Source organism: Roseateles toxinivorans (assembly GCF_004362525.1).
Lineage (GTDB): Bacteria > Pseudomonadota > Gammaproteobacteria > Burkholderiales > Burkholderiaceae_C > Paucibacter > Paucibacter toxinivorans.
In genome coordinates this window covers 41,848-63,991 of sequence record NZ_SNXS01000012.1, presented here as the reverse complement: position 1 = coordinate 63,991, position 22,144 = coordinate 41,848, and the positions used below count along the sequence as shown (strand labels likewise).

The 22,144-nt window shown below is 68.9% G+C and carries 19 protein-coding genes; 11 read left to right on the top strand and 8 right to left on the bottom strand.

The window, feature by feature from the left end:
• Positions 1-324: 324 nt before the first annotated feature.
• From DES47_RS25465 to DES47_RS25455, 3 genes are read right to left on the bottom strand one after another with little or no spacing between them, the layout of a single operon-like run.
• Positions 325-1,122, bottom strand: coding sequence for an ABC transporter permease (locus DES47_RS25465; protein ID WP_133703592.1), 798 nt, complete (start codon positions 1,120-1,122; stop codon positions 325-327).
• Between the two features lie 22 nt (positions 1,123-1,144).
• Complete coding sequence (locus DES47_RS25460; protein ID WP_133703591.1) at positions 1,145-2,167, bottom strand: ABC transporter substrate-binding protein; 1,023 nt, start codon at positions 2,165-2,167, stop codon at positions 1,145-1,147.
• 1 nt (position 2,168) lies between these two features.
• On the bottom strand, positions 2,169-3,017 hold the full coding sequence (locus DES47_RS25455; protein ID WP_133703590.1) for a DeoR/GlpR family DNA-binding transcription regulator: 849 nt from the start codon (positions 3,015-3,017) through the stop codon (positions 2,169-2,171).
• Positions 3,018-3,167: 150 nt separating this feature from the next.
• Between DES47_RS25455 and DES47_RS25450 the strand changes: the two genes are divergently transcribed.
• Complete coding sequence (locus DES47_RS25450) at positions 3,168-4,364, top strand: amino acid aminotransferase (RefSeq protein WP_133703589.1); 1,197 nt, start codon at positions 3,168-3,170, stop codon at positions 4,362-4,364.
• Between the two features lie 323 nt (positions 4,365-4,687).
• On the opposite strand, the gene DES47_RS25445 is transcribed toward DES47_RS25450, so the two are convergent.
• Positions 4,688-5,155 (bottom strand): Lrp/AsnC family transcriptional regulator, encoded by a 468-nt coding sequence (locus DES47_RS25445; RefSeq protein ID WP_208115117.1) that lies wholly within the window; start codon positions 5,153-5,155, stop codon positions 4,688-4,690.
• A 94-nt stretch (positions 5,156-5,249) separates the two neighbouring features.
• On the opposite strand from DES47_RS25445, the gene DES47_RS25440 reads away from it, so the two are divergent.
• The 9 genes from DES47_RS25440 (at position 5,250) to DES47_RS25400 (ending at position 14,828) form a co-directional block, all read left to right on the top strand.
• Positions 5,250-5,873, top strand: a complete 624-nt coding sequence (locus DES47_RS25440) for a LysE family translocator (RefSeq protein WP_133703588.1) — start codon at positions 5,250-5,252, stop codon at positions 5,871-5,873.
• A gap of 177 nt (positions 5,874-6,050) precedes the next feature.
• Positions 6,051-6,311 carry a BufA2 family periplasmic bufferin-type metallophore gene (gene bufA2, locus DES47_RS25435; protein ID WP_133703587.1) on the top strand — a complete coding sequence of 87 codons (261 nt, stop codon included), beginning with the start codon at positions 6,051-6,053 and terminating at the stop codon, positions 6,309-6,311.
• Between the two features lie 124 nt (positions 6,312-6,435).
• On the top strand, positions 6,436-7,695 hold the full coding sequence (locus DES47_RS25430) for a D-amino acid dehydrogenase (RefSeq protein ID WP_133703586.1): 1,260 nt from the start codon (positions 6,436-6,438) through the stop codon (positions 7,693-7,695).
• Positions 7,692-8,921 carry a serine hydrolase gene (locus DES47_RS25425; RefSeq protein WP_133703585.1) on the top strand — a complete coding sequence of 410 codons (1,230 nt, stop codon included), beginning with the start codon at positions 7,692-7,694 and terminating at the stop codon, positions 8,919-8,921. Before DES47_RS25430 ends, DES47_RS25425 begins: the two co-directional genes overlap by 4 nt.
• Positions 8,918-9,844, top strand: a complete 927-nt coding sequence (locus tag DES47_RS25420; RefSeq protein WP_133703584.1) for a S66 peptidase family protein — start codon at positions 8,918-8,920, stop codon at positions 9,842-9,844. The genes DES47_RS25425 and DES47_RS25420 overlap by 4 nt, the downstream gene beginning before the upstream one ends.
• A gap of 56 nt (positions 9,845-9,900) precedes the next feature.
• Entirely contained in the window at positions 9,901-12,051 is a 2,151-nt protein-coding gene (locus DES47_RS25415; RefSeq protein ID WP_133703583.1) for an ATP-binding protein, read from the top strand.
• 33 nt (positions 12,052-12,084) lie between these two features.
• Positions 12,085-12,534 carry a copper chaperone PCu(A)C gene (locus DES47_RS25410; RefSeq protein ID WP_133703582.1) on the top strand — a complete coding sequence of 150 codons (450 nt, stop codon included), beginning with the start codon at positions 12,085-12,087 and terminating at the stop codon, positions 12,532-12,534.
• A gap of 112 nt (positions 12,535-12,646) precedes the next feature.
• The gene (locus tag DES47_RS25405; RefSeq protein WP_166652166.1) at positions 12,647-13,114 is read left to right on the top strand and encodes a c-type cytochrome; all 468 of its coding nucleotides are present in this window, start codon (positions 12,647-12,649) and stop codon (positions 13,112-13,114) included.
• 13 nt (positions 13,115-13,127) lie between these two features.
• Complete coding sequence (locus tag DES47_RS25400; RefSeq protein ID WP_133703580.1) at positions 13,128-14,828, top strand: hypothetical protein; 1,701 nt, start codon at positions 13,128-13,130, stop codon at positions 14,826-14,828.
• Positions 14,829-14,894: 66 nt separating this feature from the next.
• Here the strand turns inward: DES47_RS25400 and DES47_RS25395 are convergent, their stop codons facing one another.
• The gene (locus tag DES47_RS25395) at positions 14,895-17,738 is read right to left on the bottom strand and encodes a TonB-dependent receptor domain-containing protein (protein ID WP_133703579.1); all 2,844 of its coding nucleotides are present in this window, start codon (positions 17,736-17,738) and stop codon (positions 14,895-14,897) included.
• 312 nt (positions 17,739-18,050) lie between these two features.
• Between DES47_RS25395 and dacB the strand changes: the two genes are divergently transcribed.
• Positions 18,051-19,523 (top strand): D-alanyl-D-alanine carboxypeptidase/D-alanyl-D-alanine endopeptidase, encoded by a 1,473-nt coding sequence (gene dacB, locus DES47_RS25390; protein WP_166652165.1) that lies wholly within the window; start codon positions 18,051-18,053, stop codon positions 19,521-19,523.
• Between the two features lie 19 nt (positions 19,524-19,542).
• Here the strand turns inward: dacB and DES47_RS25385 are convergent, their stop codons facing one another.
• From DES47_RS25385 to DES47_RS25375, 3 genes are read right to left on the bottom strand one after another with little or no spacing between them, the layout of a single operon-like run.
• Positions 19,543-20,580 (bottom strand): S66 peptidase family protein, encoded by a 1,038-nt coding sequence (locus DES47_RS25385; protein WP_133703577.1) that lies wholly within the window; start codon positions 20,578-20,580, stop codon positions 19,543-19,545.
• A gap of 14 nt (positions 20,581-20,594) precedes the next feature.
• Complete coding sequence (locus DES47_RS25380) at positions 20,595-21,209, bottom strand: M15 family metallopeptidase (protein WP_243748461.1); 615 nt, start codon at positions 21,207-21,209, stop codon at positions 20,595-20,597.
• Positions 21,206-22,117 (bottom strand): LysR family transcriptional regulator, encoded by a 912-nt coding sequence (locus DES47_RS25375; protein WP_133703576.1) that lies wholly within the window; start codon positions 22,115-22,117, stop codon positions 21,206-21,208. Before DES47_RS25375 ends, DES47_RS25380 begins: the two co-directional genes overlap by 4 nt.
• Positions 22,118-22,144: the final 27 nt, after the last annotated feature.

Genomic DNA, 22,144 nt, shown 5'->3' with positions numbered 1-22,144 from the left:
AAGCATTGTCCGGTCCTGAACGGACCGAACTTCGGCTTCCTTATGCCCGCTGCGACCGGCACACCCTCGTCCCTGCTGCAGCGGGTGTGCAGGTTCGCAAGGCCGCAAGACTCTCGTACGTCTCGGAGTTGGCGGTCACCAGCGTATCCGCAGAGGGGGTGGGGGGCCGGCCACGGCGGGCATAAAGAAGCTGGAGGTCGGGCCGAAGGGACCGGCCCAAGCTTCAGCCCGTGGTGGCCGGCCCCCCGCCTCCTCTGCCACCCCATCGCGTCGAGGGACAAAGCACCGGTACACCGTCGCGAGTCGATCAATTTCATCTCAGCCTCAACCGGCGGCGGCCACAGACGAGCCAGCCGCCGTGCGCGCCAGCGCCAGAACCAACCAGGTGAGCGCGCCCAGCGTGAAGCTCAAGGCGGCGGCCATTGCGATATTGGCCGACATCGTGAACTCGGTGTAGATCACCATCGGCAGCACATTGATGCGGGTGGCCAGGGTGAAGGCGGTGCCGAAGGCGCCCACGGCGGTGGCAAAACAGATCGCGCCGGCCGAGATCAGCGCCGGCTTCAGGGCCGGCACGATCACGTCGACAACCACGCGCCAGGGCGAGGCACCCAGCGAGCGGGCGGCTTCTTCCAGCCGCGGGTCCAGCTTTTCGGTCGCGGCCATCACGGTGAGGATGGTGCGCGGGATCGAGAAATAGACGTAGCCCATGAACAGGCCCAGCATCGAATAGGCGAACACCACGCGCTCTCCGGTGGCCCATTCGGTGACCTGGCCTATCAGCCCCTGGCGGCCGGCCAGCATGATGACCATGAAGCCGATCACCACGCCGGGAAAGGCCAGCGGCAGCGTCAGCATCGCCACCAGCGCCGCGTTGCCGGGGAACTTGTGGCGCTGCAGGAACACGCCGGTGATGCCGCTGATCAAGAGCGTCAGCGCGGTCGTGGCCGAGGCGATGCCGAGCGTTGCCAGCAGCGCGTTGAAGTAGTTCGCGTCGGTCAGTATGGCCGTGTAGGCCGCCCAGCCGGTGGCCCCGCTGCCGCCCACCAGGAACAGCCGTGCCATCGGCAGCACGAAGAAGGCGCCGAAGAACAGGGCGGTGGGCAGTATCAGCAGGACCATGGCCGGGGGGGCGGTGAGTCGCTTACTGGACTTCGTTCTTGTAGCGCTCGATGATCTTGGGCTGGGCCGTGGCCAGGCGCTTCAGATCCACCGGCTTGGCGCGGGCGTAGTCGGCGTCGGGCAGGAAGCGGGCCTTGGCCTCGGCCGACAGATGCTCGGCGAACACCGGGCGCAGATAGGCATTGCCCCAAAGCGTCTGGCTCTCGTCGGACAGCACATAGTCCAGTACCTTGCGGCCGTTGTCGGCATTCGGCCCACCCTTGACCAGCCCCATCACATAGGGGAACACGACCGTGCCCTCCTTGGGGATCACGAAGCGCACGGCGGCCTTGTCGGTGTACTGGCCGCGGTAGGCATTGAAGTCGTAGTCCAGCAGGATCGGGATCTCGCCCGAGATCACGCGGGCGTACGAGGTCTGCTTGGGCACGATGGGCTGGTTCTTGGCCAGGGCCTTGAAGAACTTGATGCCCGGCTCGAGGTTGTCGTAGGTGCCGCCCAGCGCCAGATTGACCGCCATCACCCCCAGCTGGCCGACGGCCGCCGAGGTCGGGTCCAGATAGCCGACCATGCCCTTGTATTCGGGCTTGAGCAGATCGGCCCAGCTCTGCGGCACCGGCTTGCCGCCCAGCGCGGCGGTGTTGATGAACAGGCCCAGGGTGCCCGAGTGGATGGCGAACCAGTTGCCCTCGGGGTCCTTCAGGCCGGCCGGGATCTTGTCCCAGGCCTTGGGCTTGTAGGGCGTCAGCACGCCGGCGTCGCGGGCCGGGTCGGCGGCGATGCCGCCCAGATAGACGACGTCGGCCACCGGGCTGGCCTTCTCGGCGATCAGCGCAGCAATTGCCTGGCCCGAGTTCTTGTTGTCCGACGGCACCTGTATGCCCAGTCGCTGATTGATGGTCTTCAGCTGCGAGCCCCAGTCGGCCCATTCGGGCGGGCAGTTGTAGCAGATGGCGCGTTGCTGGGCCTGGGCCGGCGCGGTGCCGACCAGGGCGGTGAGGGCCAGCGCGGCGGCCAGCGCGTAGCGGTGGAATTTGGGCATGGACATGTCAATGTTCTCCAGTAGTGAGAGCAAGCGGGGGATAGGTCAGTGCAGAGGCCACCACCAGCTGCACGCCGGCGTCAAGCAGCATGGCGGCGATGGGCGCGGGCACCGGTCGGTCGGTGAACACGCGGTGGGCCTCGGTGATATGCCCGCCGCGCACGGTGGCGCTGCGGCCGAACTTGGAGTGGTCCAGCACCAGATAGCGCTGGCGGCAATGCTTGGCCAGCTCGCTGCGCATGCGCACCTCGTCCTGGCTGAAATCGAGCAGGCTGCCGTCCTCGGCCACGCCGCCGACGCCGTAGATGCCGATGTCGGCCGCATAGCGCGAGAAGAACTCGTGCGCCTCGCCGGCCACCACATCGTTGTCGGTATTGCGCAGCCGGCCGCCGGCCATCACCAGCTCGCAGCCGGGGTTGCGGCGCAGCGCCGCGACCACGTTCAGGTTGTTGGTCATCACCCTGAGCTGCTGGCGCTGCTGCAGGGCCGCCGCGCATTCCTCGGGCGTGGTGCCGATGCCGAAGAACAAGGAGGCGCCCTCGGGCACGGCCTGGGCCACGCAGCGGGCGATGGATTGCTTAGCCTCGCGGTGCAGGATGCGCCGCGCGGTATAGGCCACGTTCTGGGCCGCGTCAGGCAGCACATCGACGCCGCCGTGTCGGCGCCGGCACAGGCCGCGCTCGCACAGCGCGTTGACATCGCGCCTGATCGTCTGGGTGCTGACGCCGAAGCGCTCGGCCAGCATGTCAATCGATTGAAAGCCTTGCTCACCGACCAGGCCGAGGATGGCGTTCAAACGATCCTCCGCCGCGGTCAGCGCGGCTGGGGTCGTGTCGGAGCGCTTTGCGGCATTCATATGAACATGTTGCCCGTTCAAAATGACCATCTCGTGACGTTCATATGAACACAGCAAGGCTGCTCACGCAAGCCGGGTCACTACTGCCCCGCCGGCGTTCGAAGCCGCAGCCCCGATAATGCGGGCTGCCCGATTCAGGAGTTCATCACCATGTTCCAGCACGTTGACGCCTACGCAGGCGACCCGATTCTTTCGCTCAACGAGGCCTTTCAGAAGGACCCGCGCGCCAACAAGATCAATCTGTCGATCGGCATCTACTTCGATGACGAGGGCCGCATCCCGATGCTGGACTCGGTGCGCAAGGCCGAGCTGGCCGTGGTGGCCGATGCCGGCGCCCGCCCCTATCTGCCGATGGAGGGCGCGGCCAACTTCCGTACTGCGGTGCAGCATCTGCTGTTCGGCGCCGAGCATCCGGCGCTGAAGGCCGGCCGCATCGTCACCATCCAGGCGGTGGGCTCCAGCGGTGGCCTGAAGGTCGGCGCCGATTTCATCAAGCGCTATTTCCCCGACAGCGCCGTGTATGTCAGCGAGCCGACCTGGGACAACCACCGCGCCGTGTTCGAAGGCTCCGGCATCGAGGTCAAGAACTACCCCTATTACGACCCCGCCACCGGTGGCCTGCGCTTCGACGCAATGCTGGCCGCGCTGCGCGAGATGCCGAAGAAGAGCGTCGTGCTGCTGCACGCCTGCTGCCACAACCCGACCGGTGTCGACCTGACCCCGGCGCAATGGCAGCAGCTGGTGCCGGTACTGCGCGAACGCGAGCTGCTGCCCTTCCTGGACCTGGCTTACCAGGGCTATGGCGATGGCATAGAGGAAGACGCCTACGCCGTGCGCCTGCTGGCCGACGAGGGCCTGAGCTTTTTCATCGCCAACTCGTTCTCCAAGAGCATGAGCCTCTACGGCGAGCGCTGCGGTGCCTTGAGCGTGGTCTGCCCCGACGCCGCCCAGGCCGCGCTGGTGATGGGCCAGCTGAAGGCGGCGATCCGCCGCAACTACTCGAACCCGCCGATGCATGGCGGCCAACTGGTCGCCCGCGTGCTCAGCACGCCCGAGCTGCGCGCCGCCTGGGAGGCCGAGGTCAAGGGCATGCGCGAGCGCATCAAGGCGATGCGCAAGAGCCTGCACAGCGTCTTGAGCGCCAAGCTGCCGGGCCGCGACTTCGGCTACTTCCTGAGCCAGCACGGCATGTTCAGCTACACCGGCCTGACCCCCGAGCAGGTCGAACGCCTGAAGGCCGAGTTCGGCGTCTACGTGCTGCGCTCCGGCCGCATGTGCGTGGCCGGTCTGAACACGCGCAATGTGGAGGCTGTTGCCGTGGCGATGGCGGCGGTGCTGGCGGACTGAGTCGCGCCTGTGTCTTAGGCGGGCGGTGGCGCACCACTCTTGCCACGCCGCCCTGGTTCCGCGCATGCGCAGCCCCGCCAGACGACGGGCGGCTGTGCGGGGCTGAGGAGCGCAGCGGTTTGGGCCAGCACGCGCCAGCGTGCGGATCAAAAAACTGACTGGGCGCGTTTGTCCGAGCTTAGTGAGCGAAGCGAACGGGGGCGAGTTACGCGCCCGGCCCAAGACGGGAGCACCGCAGGGCAGTCGCCCTGCAAGGGCGACCCCCGCACTGAAGCCCGGCGACTGGTGGGGCTGCGCGTGCGCCGCCGCCAGCTTTGAAAAGCTTAGTCAGTCGCTGAACTTGGCGGCTGCAGTGCCCGCTCCGGTATCGGCGTTGACATCACGATAGACGTGCGCGTCTCGCCGTACTTGTTCATGCCCTCCAGCAGCGCCTCCAGCGCCTTCATGTCGGGCGCCACCACCGTCATCAGGTAGGAGTCGGCGCCGGTGACGTGGTGGCATTCCAGCACCTCGGGCTGCCTGCGCAGATGCTCCAGCAGCGGGCGCTTGCCGGGCTGCAGGGCGGTGATGCCGATGATGGCGCGCACGCCGTAGCCCACCACCGTGGCATCGAGCTGGGCGTGAATGCCGCTGATCACGCCGGCCTCCTGCAGGCGCTTGAGCCGCTCGGCGGTGGCCGGCAGCGACAGGCCGGCCTCCAGCGCCAGCTGCTTCAGCGGGGCGCGGCCGTCGAGCTGCAGCGCCTGCAGGATGCGCCAAGCCTTGTCGTCAAGTTGCAGCGTGTTCGTCATCGCCCTTGTTCACCAGAAATTCAGCAAGTCGGTGCCCATCATCGCCTGAATTTCACCATTCCGGCGGCAGCGCCCGCTGGCTACAGTGACCGTCATGGACACCTTCTATGTTTTCGCGAAGTCGCTGCTGATAGGCCTGTCGATCGCCGCGCCGGTAGGGCCCATCGGCCTGCTGACCATACAGCGCAGCCTGCAGCTTGGCCCGCGCGCCGGCCTGGCCACGGGCCTCGGCGCGGCGGCGGCCGATGCGGCTTACGGCGCGGTCGGTGCGTTCGGCGTGGCCTGGCTGATCAGCGCGCTGTCGGCGGCGCGGTTGCCGCTGGCCTTGTTTGGCGGCGCCTTTCTGCTGTGGATGGCCTGGCAGCTGCTGCGTGCGCCGGTCGCGCAGACCACGGCCAAGCCGGTCGGTGCGCCGGCCCCCCTGTGGCGGCACTTCGCCAGCACCTTTGTGCTGACCCTGTCGAACCCGGCGACGATCTTCTCCTTTATCGCCATCTTCGGCGCGATGGCAGGCGCCGGCCAGGTGGCGGCGCCCTGGACCATGGTCTCGGGCGTGTTCATCGGCTCGGCGCTGTGGTGGCTGGCGCTGAGCAGCGGGGTGGGGCGCTTGCGCGGGCGCTTCGACGCGCGCTGGCAGCGCCGCGTCAACCTGTTCAGTGCCGCGGTGCTGGCCGGCTTTGCGCTGTGGCAGTTGGTGCACATTCAAGAATTCTTCTGAAGGGCGTAAGGAAGCAGGCGGGGGTCACGACTCACGTTGGCAAGCAAGCGCAGTGCGGCTGCATCCAGCGAACTAGGGCTCGCGTAGATGCATCAGGCCACTGCAGGTTTGCAAGAGTGCCTACAACCGTCTGATTCATTCATTCGTTCCTTCCCCACATCTTTCAGGAGAACCACCATGTCGAACTTCAAATCCGGCCTCGCCGTTGCCGCCGCCGCCGCTGCCCTGCTGTCCATGGGCACCTTGAGCACCGCGGTGCAGGCCGCCGAAGATGGCGGCGTCAAGTGCGCCGGCACCAATAGCTGCAAGGGCACGTCCGAGTGCAAGACCGCCAAGAGCGAGTGCAAGGGCCACAACAGCTGCAAGGGCCAGGGCTGGGTCAAGGCCAAGTCCAAGGACGAGTGCACCAAGGCCGGCGGCAAGGTCGTGATGTCCTGACCGGCCGAATCGCCTCCCGGCCCTGACGCATGCGCCAGGGTTATGGGAGGCCCCCGGCCTTTCATTGGATCAATGGCGGCGTTCTCCTTACCCTGAGTGCCAGTCATAGGCTCCGTGGGTCGGGATGAAGCACATCGTAGTGATAGGCGGCGGCGTCGTCGGTCTGACGACCGCCTGGTCGCTGCTGGAAGCCGGCCACCAGGTGACGCTGGTCGAGCGCGAGGGCGAGGTGGCCAGCGGCGCCAGCCATGCCAATGGCGGCCAGCTCAGCTACCGCTATGTGTCGCCGCTGGCCGACGAGGGGGTGCCGTTCAAGGCCTTGAAGTGGCTGTTCGACCCCGATGGCCCGCTGCGCTTCCGCCCCGAGGCGAGCTGGCAGCAATGGTCCTGGCTGCTATCGTTTCTGCGCGCCTGCCGCGGCCCGGTGAACCGTCGCACGACGGCGCGGTTGCTGGCCCTGGGCGCCTACAGCCAGGCGGTGTTCGCCGATCTTGTGCGCAGCACCCGCCTGCAGGCCTTCGAGTTGCGCACGCCGGGCAAGCTGGTCGTCTACCGCCAGCCCGAGGAGTTCGCCCGCGCCGCGGAGCGCCTGCGCCTGCAGGGCAGCGGGACGGAACAGGCCCTGTCGCTGAGCGAGTGCATGCGGCTGGAGCCGGCGCTGGAGCCGGCCCTGACCCATGGCGGGGCGGTGCTGGCCGGCGGCATCTTCACCCCCGCCGAGGCGGTGGCCGATTGCAACAAGTTCTGCCAACAGCTGGCAGCACGCCTGCGCGAGCATGGCTTGTTCCGCGGCTTTGTGCAGGCCACCGCGCGGAGCTTCGAGCGGCGCCAGGGCAGGGCGGTGTCGCTGCACACCGACGGCGACAGCCTGAGCGCCGACGACTTCGTCATTGCCGCCGGTCTGCAGAGCCGGGCGCTGGCGGCCACACTGGGCCTGTCGCTGCCCATCTACCCGCTCAAGGGCTACAGCCTGACCGCACCGATAGGCCCGCAGCACCGTCCGCCGGTGGTCAGCGTGACCGATTTCGAGAAGAAGATTCTCTACGCCGGCATCGGCGACCGGCTGCGCGTGGCGGCCATGGTCGATCTGGTCGGCGATGACACGCGCATCGACCCCGGCCGCATCGCCTCGCTGCAGCGCTCGGTGCGCGCCACCTTTCCGCTCGCCGCCGACTATGACCAGGCCAGCGCCTGGGCCGGCCTGCGCCCGGCCACGCCCAGCGGCGCGCCCATCCTCGGCGCCAGCCCGGTACCCGGCCTGTGGCTGAACGTGGGCCATGGCGCCTTGGGCTTCACATTCGCCTTCGGCTCGGCAAGCATCCTGGCCTCGCTGATCTCCGGCCGGGCCAGCCCGATTCCGCTCGACGGCCTGCAGCTGCCATGAATGCTGGCGAACTGGCCGAGGCGCTGCGCGCGGCGGTGCGCGAACAGCGCTTCGACGAGACGCCCGACGCGATGCTCGGCGGCGCGGCGCTGACGCACCCACCCAGCATCGACCTGGCCGTGGCCGCCTTCATGCCCGGCCGTGCGCCGGTGTGGGCGAATGTGCTGTTCTCGCGCGAGCATCCGCAGGGCCTGGTGGCCGACATCTCGGCCGACGCCGGCCCGGTGCGCAATGTGCACTTCCTGGCCGATCAGACCGACGCCCAGCTGAACTCGATCGCCTGGAGGCCGCACAGCGACTGGTCGCGCCTGAGCTGGCGCAGCCTCGGCGGCGCGGGCGCGCCGCTGCGCTTCGTCGCGCCCTATCCGGCCTCGCTGTTGAAGCTGATGGTGGCCGTGGGCGTGGCGCGGCTGGTGGATGCCGGCGCCGTGGTCTGGGACGAGGCGCTGAGCTACCAGGGCGAGGTGCGCGAGGTGCGCGACTGGGGCCTGGACATGATCGCGCAGAGCAGCAACCAGGCCACCTCGGCCCTGGTGAGCCTGCTCCATGCCTGGGGTGCGATACGCCGCGACGCCGGGGGCGAGGTGCACAACGAGCTGCACCAGCTGTTCGAGGCCCAGGGCCTGCCGACGCTGCGCCTGGCCAATACCCGTGCCGATGGTGGCTGGGGTAATGGCGCCGGCTCGGGCGTGGGCCAGATCCAGATGACGGCCTGGGACACGCTGCGCCTGCTCTGGCTGCTGGACGAACAGGCGCCGCCACCACCCTGGCTGCCGCCCGGCGCGCCACCGCTGCTCAGCGCCGCCAGCCGCGCGCGGCTGCGCGGCTGGCTGGACGCCCAGGGCCTGCACACCCTGCTGTCCAGCGGTCTGTTGGCCGGCCTGCCCGGCTGGGTGCCGGGTCTTGATGCCCGCTTGCCGGCGGGCTGGCTGCAGGCCGACGGCACGGCCCGGGTGGCGGGGGAGACCTATCCCGGCGACCTGCGCGCGCTGGCCGCCAGGGCCACGCTGCGTTTTGCCCACAAGACCGGCACGACCGAGAACTACGCCTCCGATGCGGGTATCGTGCAGGGCATCGCCCCGGCCAGGCGCCACTACCTGATCGCCCTGCTCAGCAACCTCGGCAGCCGCTATGCCCCGCATCCGCTGTGCGCCAGCACCTGGCGCCTGCCGGCACTGGGTGCGGCGATCGATCGCTATCTGAGCGCCCGCATGGAATCTGCATGAGCTTTTCGCACCATACCGGCCTGCGCCCCGGCGCCACCCTGGGCGTGATCGCACCCGCCGGCCCGGCCGACGCGGAGCGCGTCGCTCAAGTCCCGGCGCTGCTGCAGCGCCACGGGTTTCGCGCCAAGATATTCCCCGGCTGCCACGCGCAGCACCCGACCCTTTCCTATCTGGCCGGCGACGACACGCAGCGCCTGCAGGACCTGCACGCCGCCTTCGCCGACCCCGAGGTCGATGCCGTGCTGTGCCTGCGCGGCGGCTATGGCTGCCTGCGGCTGATGGACCGTATCGACACCGGGCTGCTGCGCCGCCACGCCAAGCTGCTGATCGGCTACAGCGACATCACCGCCCTGCACCTGCTGCTCAACGGCATGGGTCTGCCCAGCCTGCAGGCACCGATGCCGGCCTCCGACCTGCTGCATGAGGAGGCCGGCCCCGACGCCGAGGCGCTGTTCACGGCCCTGCGTTCCGGCATGGCCGCCGGTCTGCGCCTGGAGCCGTCGCTGGGCGCTGGGCTGCGCCAGGGCGGGCAGGCGGTGGGCGAGCTGACGGGCGGCAATCTGGCCGTGCTCTGCTCGCTGCTGGGCACACCATTTGCGCCGCAGCTGCAGGGGCGCATCCTGTTCCTGGAGGACGTCAGTGAGGCGCCCTACCGGGTCGACCGCATGCTGGCCCAGCTGCGCCTGGCCGGCCAGCTCGATGCCGCCGCCGGCTTCCTGCTGGGCGGCTTCACCGAGGCCGACTCGCCGCAGGCGGTGCTGGCCGACTACCTGCTGCCGCTGGGCAAGCCGGTGCTCGGTGGCTGGCCCTCGGGCCACTGCAGGCCGCACCAGGTCTTGCCCTTCGGCCGACGCGTGGCGCTCGATGCCGGGCAGGGCAGCGTGACGCTGTTGGAGGATTTGCTGCATTTGACGTCGGAATAGGGCCAAACCGCGCCGCGGCCTGCTAACCTGCGCTCATCCAAACGGATGAGCAACAGATGGGTGCGCTCTGGTTTCGCGGTCCCTGGCTTGCGGGTGGGCTGGCGCTTGCGCTCGGTGCGGGCGTCAGTGTGCAGGTGGCCCGGCTGGACCTGGAGCATCAGGCCCAGGCCCAGCGGGCGCAGGTGTTCGGCCAGTTGGTGGCCCTGCAGGCGCAGCTGGTGGGCGTGCTCAAGAGCACCTTCAGCGCCACCAGCGGCCTGGTCTATCTGACCAGCCACCAGGAGCGGCTGCCCGCCGATCAGTTCAATGGCATCGCCCGGCGCACGCTGGCCCGGCTGCCGCAGATTCGCAATATTGCCGTTGCGCCCGATGACCAGGTGCAGCTGGTCTATCCGCTGAGCGGCAACGAGGCGGTGCTGGGCTTTCGCTACCAGACCCGTCCCGAGCAGTGGGCCACTGTGCTGCGCGCGCGCCAGCAGCGTCGACCGGTGCTGGCCGGGCCGGTCAAGCTGGTGCAGGGCGGAGAGGCCCTGATCGTGCGCGAGCCGGTGTTCCTCGACGCGCTGACGCCGGACGCCGGGCCGCGTTACTGGGGGGTCATTTCCATCGTTGTGTCGGTCGCGCCGTTGCTCAAGGCTGGCGGCCTGGTCGAGAGCCATCCGCTGGCCCTGCACCTGGTGGGCAGCGATGCGCGAGGTGACAGCGGTGCGCCGATCTGGGGCAATGCCCGCGTGGCGCAGCAGCGGCCGGTGCGCGTGCCGGTCGAAGTGCCCGGCGGCGAATGGACCTTGATGGCCACGCCGCAGGGTGGCTGGCAAACGCCACCGTTCTGGATGTCCAGCTACTTCCAGATCGGCCTGCTCAACAGCCTGCTGCTGGCGGCCTTCGTGGTGGCGCTGCTGTCGCGCCAGCTCAGGCTGCGCGAGAGCCAGCAGCGCTTCACCGAAATGGCCGCCAGCATCGACCAGGTGTTCTATGTGGCGGCGCCGGACCTGAGCCGCTTTGACTACGTCAGCCCGGCCTATGAGCAGATGTTCGGCCTGCCGGCCGAGACGCTGCTGCACAACCCGCGTGCCTGGTGGGATGCGGTGCATCCCGACGATGTGGATCGGCTGCGCAGCCGCCTGCGCGGAGGCAGCTGGCTGGGCAAGGTGCAAACCTTGTGGCGCGCCCGGCGCGCCGATGGCGAGCTGCGCAATCTGTGCACCAGCGCCTTCGCCGTCAAGGGCCCCGACGGCCGGGTGCAGCGCATCGTCGGTGTGGTCGAGGATGTGACCGAAAGGTTGCGGGCCGAGCAGGCGCTGCTGGACCTGAACAACACCCTGGACCAGCGCGTGCGCGAGCGCACCGCCGAGCTCAGCGACACCCTGCAGCATCTGCGCCAGACCCAGCACGAACTGGTGCGTTCGGAAAAGCTGGCGGCCCTGGGCGCGATGGTCGCCGGCGTGGCCCACCAGCTGAACACGCCGCTGGGCAGCAGCCTCACCCTGGCCACCGCCTTGCAGCACCAGCTCGACGAATTCGAGGCCGGCACCCGCGAGGGCGTGCGCCGCTCGACCTTGACGGGCTTCGTCGGCTGGACGCGCGAGGCGCTGGTCTCGCTGGTGCGCAATCTGCTGCATGCCACGCGTCTGGTGGAGGGCTTCAAGCAGGCCGCCGCGGATCAGGCCGGCAGCCCGCGCCGCAGCTTCCTGCTCGACGAGCTGGTGCAGGAGGTGCTGGTCACGCTGCAGCCGCTGCTGCAGGGTCAGACGGTCGCGGTGGCGGTGCAGCAAGATCTGGCCCCGAATCTTCGGCTGGAGAGCTACCCCGGTGCGTTGAGCCAGGTCCTGGCCCATCTGATCGAGAATGCCCTGCTGCATGGCCTGCATGGCCTGCAGGGCTGCGAGGCGCCGCAGCTGCGCATCGTCGCGCGCAGGCTGGACGATTGCCTGATCAGCCTCAGCATCATCGACAACGGCCACGGTATTGCCGCCGAGCACCTGCCGCGCATCTTCGACCCCTTCTTCACCACCCGCCTGGGCCAGGGTGGCTCGGGCCTGGGCCTGCACGAGGTGCACAAGCTGGTGACCGGCGTGCTGGGTGGTCGTGTCGAGGTCGAGTCCGCGGCGGGCCAGGGTTGCTGCTTCAAGCTCACCTTGCCGTTCGAGGCGCCGCCGTTGGCGCCGACCGAGGTGCAAGAAGTCAGCACCGAGGCCGCGGCCTAGAATGGCCCGATCTCTTCGATGCGAATGCCCCTTATGAAACTCCGTACTCCGCTGCTCGCCGCGCTGCTTGGCGCCGCCCTGCTGGCCACTGCCTCGGCCCAGGTCGCCGTCAAGGACCCCTGGGTACGCGCCACCGTCGCCCAGCAAAAAGCCACCGGCGCCTTCATGCAGCTGACCGCCGCCAAGGACACGCGCCTGGTCGCGGTCAGCACGACCTTGACGCCGATGGCCGAGGTGCACGAGATGGCGATGGACAACAACGTCATGAAGATGCGCCAGATACCGGCGCTGGACCTGCCCGCCGGCAAGGCCGTCGAGCTCAAGCCCGGCGGCTACCACCTGATGCTGATGGACCTGAAGCAGCAGGTGAAGGCCGGCGACACCGTGCCCCTGACCCTGGTCTTCGAGGACAAGGCCGGCAAGCGCGAGAGCGTCGAGGTCAAGGCCGAGGTGCGTGCGCTGGGGGCACCGGCCAAGCATTGAGCACAGTTCGGCCTCGCAGGCCGGCCCCGATGGATGCAGAATGGGCCATGAGGTACGCCGCCGCCGCGGCGACGTGTGTTTCGCGCTGAGGACAAGCGCAAAGGGAACCAATATGGCCAAGCTTTCCACGCTCGCGTTGATGGGAGCCTCGCTGTTGCTGCTGGGCGGCTGTGCAGTGGAGTGGCAGAACCGCCAAGCGGCGAAGGAGCTTGCGGAGCAGGCCCGGCCGCCCGGCTCGGCCTATGCGGGTTGGCGCGTGTTCCAGCAGCGCTGCGCCTCCTGCCACGGGCCGGCGGCCAGCGGCACCGCCCTTGCACCCGATCTGCTGCCCAGGGTTCGCGAGATGGGCTCGCACCGTTTCATTGGCCTGGTGCTCAAGCGCTACGACTGGAACCTGCCTGCCGCGCAGGCCGGCAGCAGCACCCTGGTCGATGAGGTCGTGCAGCGCAAGCAGGGCGCGCTGAGCATGCCGGCCTGGCAGGGCGAGCCGGTGGTCAGCGCCCATATCATCGATCTCTATGCCTATCTCTCGGCCCGCGCCCAGGGCTCGGTGGGCACAGGGCGCCCGGTCCAGCAGTAACTCGCGGACAGGCATGAGGATGAAGCAGGCCGCAAGGCTCACCACCGCGGGCGCCAGCATCGCGGTGCTGGCCGCATGCGCCCTGCTGCCCTTCAGCCCCGATCGCCGCGCCACGGCACCGGTGCTTGACGGCTTCGGTGCCAGCAGCCTGGTGCCTTCGCAGGCCAATGAGGCGGCGCGGCGGTTGTTCGCCCAGGGCATCGCCCAGGCCTATGCCTTCAACGAGGTCGAGGCGGTGCGCGCCTTCAAGGCCGCGCTGGCCCAGGACCCGGATTGCGCGTTGTGCGCCTGGGGCGTGGCCTATGCGCTGGGGCCGAATATCAACAACACCGATCGCGGCGATCTCAAGGAGGCGCTGCAGCATGTGGACCACGCCTTGAAGCGCAGCGCCGGCGCTTCGGCCCGCGACCGCGCCCTGATCGAATCGCTGGCGCTGCGCTATGGCCATGGCAGCGAGGCCCGCAATCTCGCGCCGCTGCAGGGCGAGGTCTGCGGTGCCGGCGGCACCGAGGAGAAGGCCGACCCGCTGGACATCGCCTACGCCGAGCGCATGCGCATGCTGGCCGATCGCTTTGCCGATGACGCCGATGTGCTGGCCATCTACGCCGAGGCAGAGCTGGTCGCCACCCACGGCGACTGGTGGGACCGTGACACCGGCAAGCCGGCCGGCCGCATCGGCGAGGTGGCCGACCGGCTCGAAGCGGGCCTGGCCAAGCACCCGAATCACACCGGGCTCAACCACTACCTGATACACACCGTTGATGCGGTGCAGGTGGCCGGCCGGGCGGTGGCCGCCGCCGACCGCCTGGGCGCGCTGGCGCCCAAGTCGCCGCACCTGCTGCATATGCCGGCCCACACCTATGCGCTGGTCGGCCGCTATGCCGATGCGACGCGTGTCAACCAGCAGGCCAACGCGGCCGATCTGGCGATGATGGCCGAGCTGAAGGCGCAGAAGTTCAGCATCAGCAAGGACTGGCGAGGCCACAACACGCATTTCCAGTGGTATGGAGCGCTGATGGAGGGCCGCGGCGACCTGGCACTGGAGACCGCGCGCGCCAGCGCAGCCCTGTCCACGGGCAACCACGAGTATGCCGAGTACCGGCGCAGCCTGCCGATGCTGACCCTGCTGCGCCTGCAGCGCTGGGACGCCTTGCTGCAGGAGCCGCTGCCCAGCGGCGGCAAGGGCCTGGCCTCGGTGCTGGGCGAGATGGCGCGCGGCACGGCGCTGGCACGTACCGGTCAGCTGGCGGGGGCCACGGAGGCCCTGGCGCGGCTGGAGCCGGCCGCCGCCAGGCTGATCACCCAGCACGCCGGCAGCACCTTCATCCCCAAGATCGTGCGCAGCCTCGTCAATACCGCACAGGCACAGCTGCGCGCCGAACTCGCACTGGCCGAAGGCCGCATCGACGACGCGCTGGTACGCCAGTCCGAGGCGGTGATGGCGTCCAGCTACGCCGACCAGACGGAGCCGCCTATGCTGGCCGGCGGCGCCCGCCTGCTGCTCGGCGAGATGCAGCTGCGGGGGCAGCGCCACGCCCAAGCCGAGCAAAGCTTTCGCATCGCCCTGGCCGAGCAGCCGCTCAGCGGCTGGGCGCTGGACGGCCTGGCCCGGACCCTGCTGGCTCAGGACAGACGCGGCGAGGCGCAGTCCTTGAGGGCCGAGCTTGACCGCAGCTGGCTGCTGGCCGACGCAGCCCTGCGCGCGCCGCGCTGAGCCGGCCCATGAAAAAACCCGCCAGCTTGCACCGGCGGGTTTGATGGGCCTGGGCCGAGGCCGCGATCAGAAGAACTTGTAGTTCGCCATCAAGGTGAACGAGCGGCCACGCGGGTCGGCCACTCGAGGCTCCCAGGAGCTGCCCGAACCGAGGTTGGAGTCGTAGGCGACCGAGAATGGCGGATCCTTGTCGAACAGGTTCTTGATGCCCGCCGTCAGGGTCAGGTTCTTGAAGCCGGTGTAGCTGGCGCTGGCGTTGTAGGTGGTGTAGCTGGCCACGTTGGGGTTCCATGCCGGCGGCACGACCAGACCCGAGGCCACGCCCGGCAGCACATAGTCCTTGTAGCCGTCACGGTAGGTCTGCGAGACAGTACCGATCCAGGGGCCCTTGGCATAGCTCAGGCTGATGGTGTGCTTCCAGCGCAGGCCCAGATCGCCTGCACGGCTGAACACGCCCACCTCGCTGGCACCGAACGGTGCGTTGACGATCAGCCGCGACTTCTTCTCGATCAGATAGGCACCGTCCAGATTGGCCGCCCACTTGCCGCCGGCCAGTTGGCCGTTGATCTTGGCGCCCACCTCGACGCCCTTGGTGACGCTCTCGCCGGCATTGATCCAGCGCCGGTCGATACCGACCAGATTGCCGCTGCCATCGCGGAAGAAGGCCTCGGGGAAGAGACCGAAGTTGCTGACCATTTCGGTCAGTGACAGGGTCTGGATCGTGCCTTCCTTCTTGATGTACCACCAGTCCACGTTGGCACTGAACTGGGCATTGGGCGCCCAGACGATGCCGAAGGTGGCCTGCTTGGACTCCTCGGGGCCCAGCGTGGTCTTGCCGCCGGTCAGGATGTCGGGGGTGATCGACTCGCAGCCGGGCTTGCTGGTGTCCACCTTGCCGGTGGCGCACTTGGCCGGGTCGACCAGGTCCTTGCCCGAATAGGGCGAGATGGTCACGCCGTTGAACAGCTGGTTGAAGGTCGGCACACGGAAACCCGTGCTGTAGGAACCGCGCATCAGCAGTTCGTCGAAGGGTGTGAAGCGCAGCGTGACCTTGGGGTTGGTGGTGTCGCCGAAGCCGGTGTAGTCGTCGCGGCGCACGGCCAGCGTGGCCTCGAGCTTCTTGGTGATGGGCACCAGCAGCTCGCCGTAGACGGCCTTGATGTTGCGGCTCACGCCGCCCAGCGCATTGATGTCGTCGAACGGTGCGTTCAGGATCGCCTGGCGGGCGGCAATGTCGCGCTGGTCGCCGTTGAAGCGGTACTCCTCGCGGCGCACGTCCACGCCGACGGCGGCCATCAGGTCACCGGCCGGCAGCTTCATGATGGTGCCCGAGGCCGAGGCATCGACCTCGGTCATGGTGAACTTGCCGCCATACAAGGTCACGCCGGCGGCCGAGGTGGCGGCCAGGGCGTCCATCGCGGCCTGGCTCTGCGTCTCACCCGGAGCAAGGAACACATTCATGATGCCGCTCTTCAGCATGTTGACGAAGGGCACGGTGTAGTAATAGCCGGTGCCCAGCACCGAGCTGGACTTGCTGAAGGCCTGCGACAGCCCGACCTTGTAATCCCAGTTGCCCAGGCCCATCGGCCCTTCGGCGCCGATCAGGAAGCGACCGGTGTCGGACTCGGTGGCGATCTCGCGGTTGCCGCACTCCATGCAGCGCCAGCGATAGGCGATGCCCTTGCCGTAGTTGGGCTGTATCGTCGGGAAGACCTTGGCGATCTCGTTGAACACCGTGTTGTAGGCCGCGCCGGTGCTCGGATAGGTCAGGTTGAACAGCGCGCTGCTGGCGGTGCCGCTGCTCGACACCTGGTTGGGCGAGAAGGACTTGGCCGACTCCGACTTGCCGGCCACGACCTCGCCGAACATCAGGTGCTCGCCCAGCTTCAAGGTGCCGCGCAACACCAGATTGGTGTTGGTGACCGGCTGCTGCAGCACGGCGGCGCGGCCGGTGTCCCAGGCGCAGGCCCACTTCGAGGCGGCCACGTCCCAGAGCTTCTCGTCATAGGGCGCCTGGCCGTCGATCGCGTTGCAGCCCTTCTGCCCGGGCAGGTCCAGCACATTGATGGCCGACATCTGCTGCGTCGTGCCGGGCTGGATCGGGCCGGTGCTGCTCTTGTTGCTGAGGATGGAGTCGATGCCGCTGACGGCAAAGGCGGTGGCATAGGGCGTGCCGCGCGTGTCCACCGACAGGCCGCGCTCGGGCTGGAAGGTGTTGACGAAGTCGCGCTGGTTGCCGCGCAGCAGCTTGCTGTCGCTGCGGGTCAGCGAGGCCAGCACATTGAAGCCGTCCTTGTCGATGTCGCCGAAGCCGCCGGTCAGCGAGGCGCGGAAGACATTGCCGCCGCCGGCCTCGGTGGCGTCCATGAAGGCATTCGCCTCCAGGCCGCGGTAGTCCTTGCGCAGGATGAAGTTGATCACGCCGCCGATGGCATCGGTGCCGTAGATGGCCGAGGCGCCGTCCTTGAGGATTTCGATGCGCTCGACCGCCGCGAACGGGATCGAGTTCAGATCCACCGCCGCGCCGTTCAGGCCGTGGGCAGCGACGCGACGACCGTTGAGCAGCACCAGGGTGCTGGAGGCGCCCTGGCCGCGCAGATTGGCCGAAGTGGCGCCGTTGTTGCCGCGCTGGGCGCCATCGACGACGTCGGCGTTGCTGGCCAGGTTGTCCAGACCGTTGCCGTTGATGTTCAGCGTCGAGATCAGCTGCTCGGCGGTGGCGATGCCGGCGCGGTCGATCTCGCCGCGGGTGATGACCTGCAGCGGCAGTGCGCCCTCGGCGGCGATGCGCTTGATGCTGCTGCCGGTGATCTCCACCCGCTGCAGCTTGCTGACGTCCTGCGCCGTGGCGGCAAGGTGGGCGCTGAGCCCCACGAGGGCCAGGCATTGCACCAGCTTGTTCAACTTCATGATGACTTCTCCTTGAATGCGGATTCGGTGGACGCCTGCGGTCCGGGCCCCATGCGTGCGGCAGCCGGCGAAGCGGCAGATCTGGAGTCATGATCAACAACGTTGCGGACTCGCGCCATAGAGAACGACTCTGAATTGCTACAAATGCGCAATGAATGCTTGTCGTGCTTGCATAACCCCAGGGAATATGCGCGGTGGTCCGCCGTGGGCAGGCACCGCCGCAGTGCGTGCCCGCGGCCACGAAGTTGCGTCTGTTCGGAGCGCTCCTGCGCCGATACAGTGCAGGCCAATGTCAAGAAACGGGGCGGGTGCATGGGGTTCGAGCTGAAGCGGCGTCTGGTGGGTGGGGTCTTGCTGGGTGCCTGCGTCTGGCTGGCCGGCTGTGCGGCCACGAGCGGTGGCGGCGCGCTGCCGGCTCCGGTGCTGCAAGCGCTGGACCAGGCCGGCCTGCCGGCCGACAGCCTGGGCCTGATGGCATTTGCACTCGATGATCCCCGCGCGGCCCTGCTGCACAACGAGCGCCGGTCTATGCAGCCGGCCTCGACGATGAAGCTGCTGACCACGGTGGTGGCGCTGGACCAGTTGGGCCCGAACGCCCGCGGCCACACCGACCTGCTCGCCGACGCGGCACCCCAGGGCGACACCATCGAGGGCCCGCTCTATCTGCGCGGCGGGGCCGACGCCGACCTCGACTTTGCCGCGCTCTGGCAGCTGCTCGGCGACCTGCGCGAACGCGGCGTGCGCCGCATCGCGGGTGGCCTGGTGCTGGATCGCAGCCTGTTCCATCCGGCGCGCATGGACCAGGGGCTGCCGCCCTTCGACGAGGCCCCCGAGTTCCAGTACAACGTGGTCCCGGACGCACTGCAGCTCAATGGCAATCTGCTGGGCTTCGCGCTCAGCGCGGACGGGCAGGCGGTGAGCGCCCAGGTGCGGCCCGCCTGGGCGCCGGTGGACCTGCGCAGCGCCCTGAGTCTGAACGACAAGCCCTGCTCAGAGTGGGAAGACGGATGGCTCACCCCCGAGGCCGCGCTGCAGCCGGACGCCGGCCAGGGCGCACGCATGCGCATCGAGCTGCGCGGCAGCTTCCCGCGCAATTGCAGCAAGCTGGTGGCGCTGAACCTGGTGGACCGCAGCCTGCTGGCCGATGCGGCGGTGCGCGCACTGTGGGCCCAGCTGGGCGGCGAGCTGCTGGGGGCCACTCGCGAAGGGGCAACACCCGGCACCGCCAGCCTGCTGGCCACGCACCGCGGCCGCGCCCTGGCCGAGCTTGCCTGGGGCATGAACAAGCGCTCGGACAATCCGCTCACCCGCATGGTCTATCTGCGCCTCGGTGTCGATGCCGGCAAGCCCGCAGGCGCCGATCGCACCGCCGATGCCGCCGGGCGTGCGGTCCGGGAATGGTTCCAGCGCCAGCGCATCGACGCGACGGGCCTGGTGCTGGACAACGGCTCGGGCCTGTCGCGCAGCGAGCGCATCAGCCCCATGCAGCTGGCCGCGCTGCTGCAGACCGCCCATCGCGGCCTGCACGCGCCCGAGCTGCTGGCCAGCCTGCCCATCGTCGGTGTCGACAGCCCCTGGACCCGCCGCCTCAAGGGCAGTCCGGCGGCCGGCCGCGCCCGCATCAAGACCGGCTCGCTGCGCAATGTGGCGGCGGTGGCCGGCTATGTGCTCGATGCCCGCGATCGCACCTGGGTGCTGGTGGCCTTCATCAACGACGAACGGGCCAGCGCTGGCCGGCCCGCGCTGGACGCGCTGATCGACTGGGTGGCGAGGCAGGGGCAGTAGGAGGCCCAGGCCGCCGCGCTCAGCTCACGGCCGGGCGCAACAGCTGCAGGGTACCCGCGTCCGCGTCGATCTCGGCCTCCAGGCCCACCGGCACGGTGAACTTGCGCTTGATGTGGCCGATCATCGCACCACGGTACACCGGCACCTGCAGCGGCAGGAAATAGTCGTCGAAGACCTCGTCCAGCGTCAGGGTGCCATAGCCGTCGCCCGGCTCGCATTTGGTGAACTTGCCCAGCACCACGCCGGCCAGCCCACCCAGCGCACCGGCCAGGCGCAGCGTCGAGAGCATGCGATCGACGCGGTAGATGTATTCGTTGATCTCTTCCAGGAACAGGATGGCGCCTCTGAAGTCCGGGAAGTAGGGCGAACCGGCCAGCGAGCTCAGCACCGCCAGATTGCCGCCCAGCAGACGGCCGCGCGCGCGGCCGCCGCGCAGCGTCGTGGTGCGGTCCTGGGTCTGCACCAGGTGCTCGCCGCGCTCGCCCTGCGGATTGCGCAGCAGCATGGCCTGGCCCTCCATCACCAGGGCCTGGAAGTGGGCCACGCTGAAGGGGTTCCACTCCGAGGCGGCCACCGGGCCATGGAAGGTCACCAGTCCGGTCTGCTGCTGGATGGCGTTGAGCAGGCAGGTGAGGTCGGAGAAGCCGCCGAAGAACTTGGGCTTGCGCCGTATCAGTGCGTAGTCCAGCTTGTCGACGATGCGGTTGCAGCCCGAGCCCCCGGTCAGGGCCATGATGCCGGCCACCTCGTCGTCGGCAAACATCGCGTTGACGTCGGCCGCGCGCTGCGCGTCGGTGCCGGCGAACTGGCCGTAGCGGGCGCGCAGATGGACCCCGGGCTTGACCTTGAAGCCCAGCGCCTGCAGGGCCTCGATGGCGATCTGCACCGGCTCGCGCTCGTAGCTTGCGTTGGCCGGGCTGACCAGGCCTATCGTGTCCCCGGGCTGCAGGCGTTTGGCATACAGCGCCTGCGGCCTTGCCGCCTGGGCCGAAGGCAGGGCGGCTGCGGCTGTGCCGGCGGCCAGGGCTTGAACGAAGTGGCGTCTGGGGTGGGGCATCTTGGTCCCGAAAATTACAACACGCGCGGCAGATCCCGCCGCACGGTGGCGCGATCGCCGAAGTCGAAATGCCACCACTCGGTGGTGATGGCGTGAAAGCCGGCCTGCAGCATGGCCGCGCGCAACCAGCCGCGGTGGCTCAGTTGCTCGGCGCTCAGAAAGCCCTGGGCCAGATGCTGCGCCTCAAACTCGGGGTGCGACAGGGCGCTCATGTCGTCGAAGGGCGTGCCCATATCGCATTCGCGGCCCTGCGGGTCGAGCAGGGTCGCGTCCACGGCCATGCCGAAGGAGTGGATGGAGCCCCGTTCCGGATGGGCCAGATACAACTCCAGCGGCGTGCCGGCCAGCTCGGCGAACAGGGTCTCCTGCACGCTTTGCGGGCGCAGCGCGTCCAGCACCAGCAGCTGGTAGCCGGGGCGCTTGTGAGCCAGCCAGGCGACGGCCGACTCCAGCCCGGCGGCGGCCTCGCGGCGCAGGAAGTTGCAGTCCAAGCCGCCATACAGCGGCCGGCCGACGAAGTTGTCCGGCGTGGCATAGCGCAGGTCGATGGCGATGCCCGCTATGCTCAGCAGCGAGCGGAAGTCGGGGTGGGCGGGCAGGGCCTCGCATTCAATCCAGGCGGGCTTCACTTCGGTGTTTCCTTGATGCTTTCCAGGCAGTCCTTGGCGGCCTCGCCGAGGTACTTGACCAGGCGCCTGGCCGACTGGGCCAGCGGCGCGCTGGCCGCGGTGAGCAGGTAGAGCTGCACGGAAATAGCCGGCGCCAGCGGGCGTATGCGCAGCTTGGACCGGTCGCTGGACGCGGCGGTGAACGGGTCCACCACCGTCATGCCCACGCCGGCCTCGACCAGGGAGCGCGCCAGCTGGTAGGTCTGCACGGTGATGCGCGACTGCGGGTGCACGCCCTGGGCCTCGCAGGCATTCATCACCACGCTGCCCAGCGCGTCGTCGGCGGCCAGGCCGATCAGCTCGGTGTCGAACTCGGCCACCGCCAGCGGTCCGCCGAGGCCGGCCTCGACGCTGCCATTGGGGCACAGGGCGACCATGGTGCCGGTGGCGATGCACTCGGTCTTGATGCCCGGGTGGCGGGGGTCCTGCAGCGACAGGGCCAGGTCGGCCTCGCCCAGCAGCAGCGCATTGACGATCTCGCGCGTGTGGTTGGTGGACAGCTCGCAGCGGCCCTTGGGGTAAGCCTTGCACCAGCGCGTCATGGCCGGCGGTATGACCGAGGCCCCCAGCGTCGGCGTGGCGACCACGCGCACCAGCTCGGTCTCGCCGACACGCAGATTGGCCGCCAGCCGGCGGATCGCGACCAGGTCGCGGTTGAGCTTGTCGATCTCGACGAACAGGCGCTCGGCCTCGGGCGTCGGGTAGAGCTTGCCGCGCACCCGGTCGAACAGGGCCATGCCCAGCTGCAGCTCGCAATGCTGCAGCACCTTGGTCACGGCCGGCTGCGAGATGTGCAGCAGCTGCGCCGCGCCGCTGATGGTGCCGGCCTGCATGACAGCGTGGAACACCTCGATATGTCTAAGTCTCATGCATCGCTTTCATCGGGCCGAGCGCCG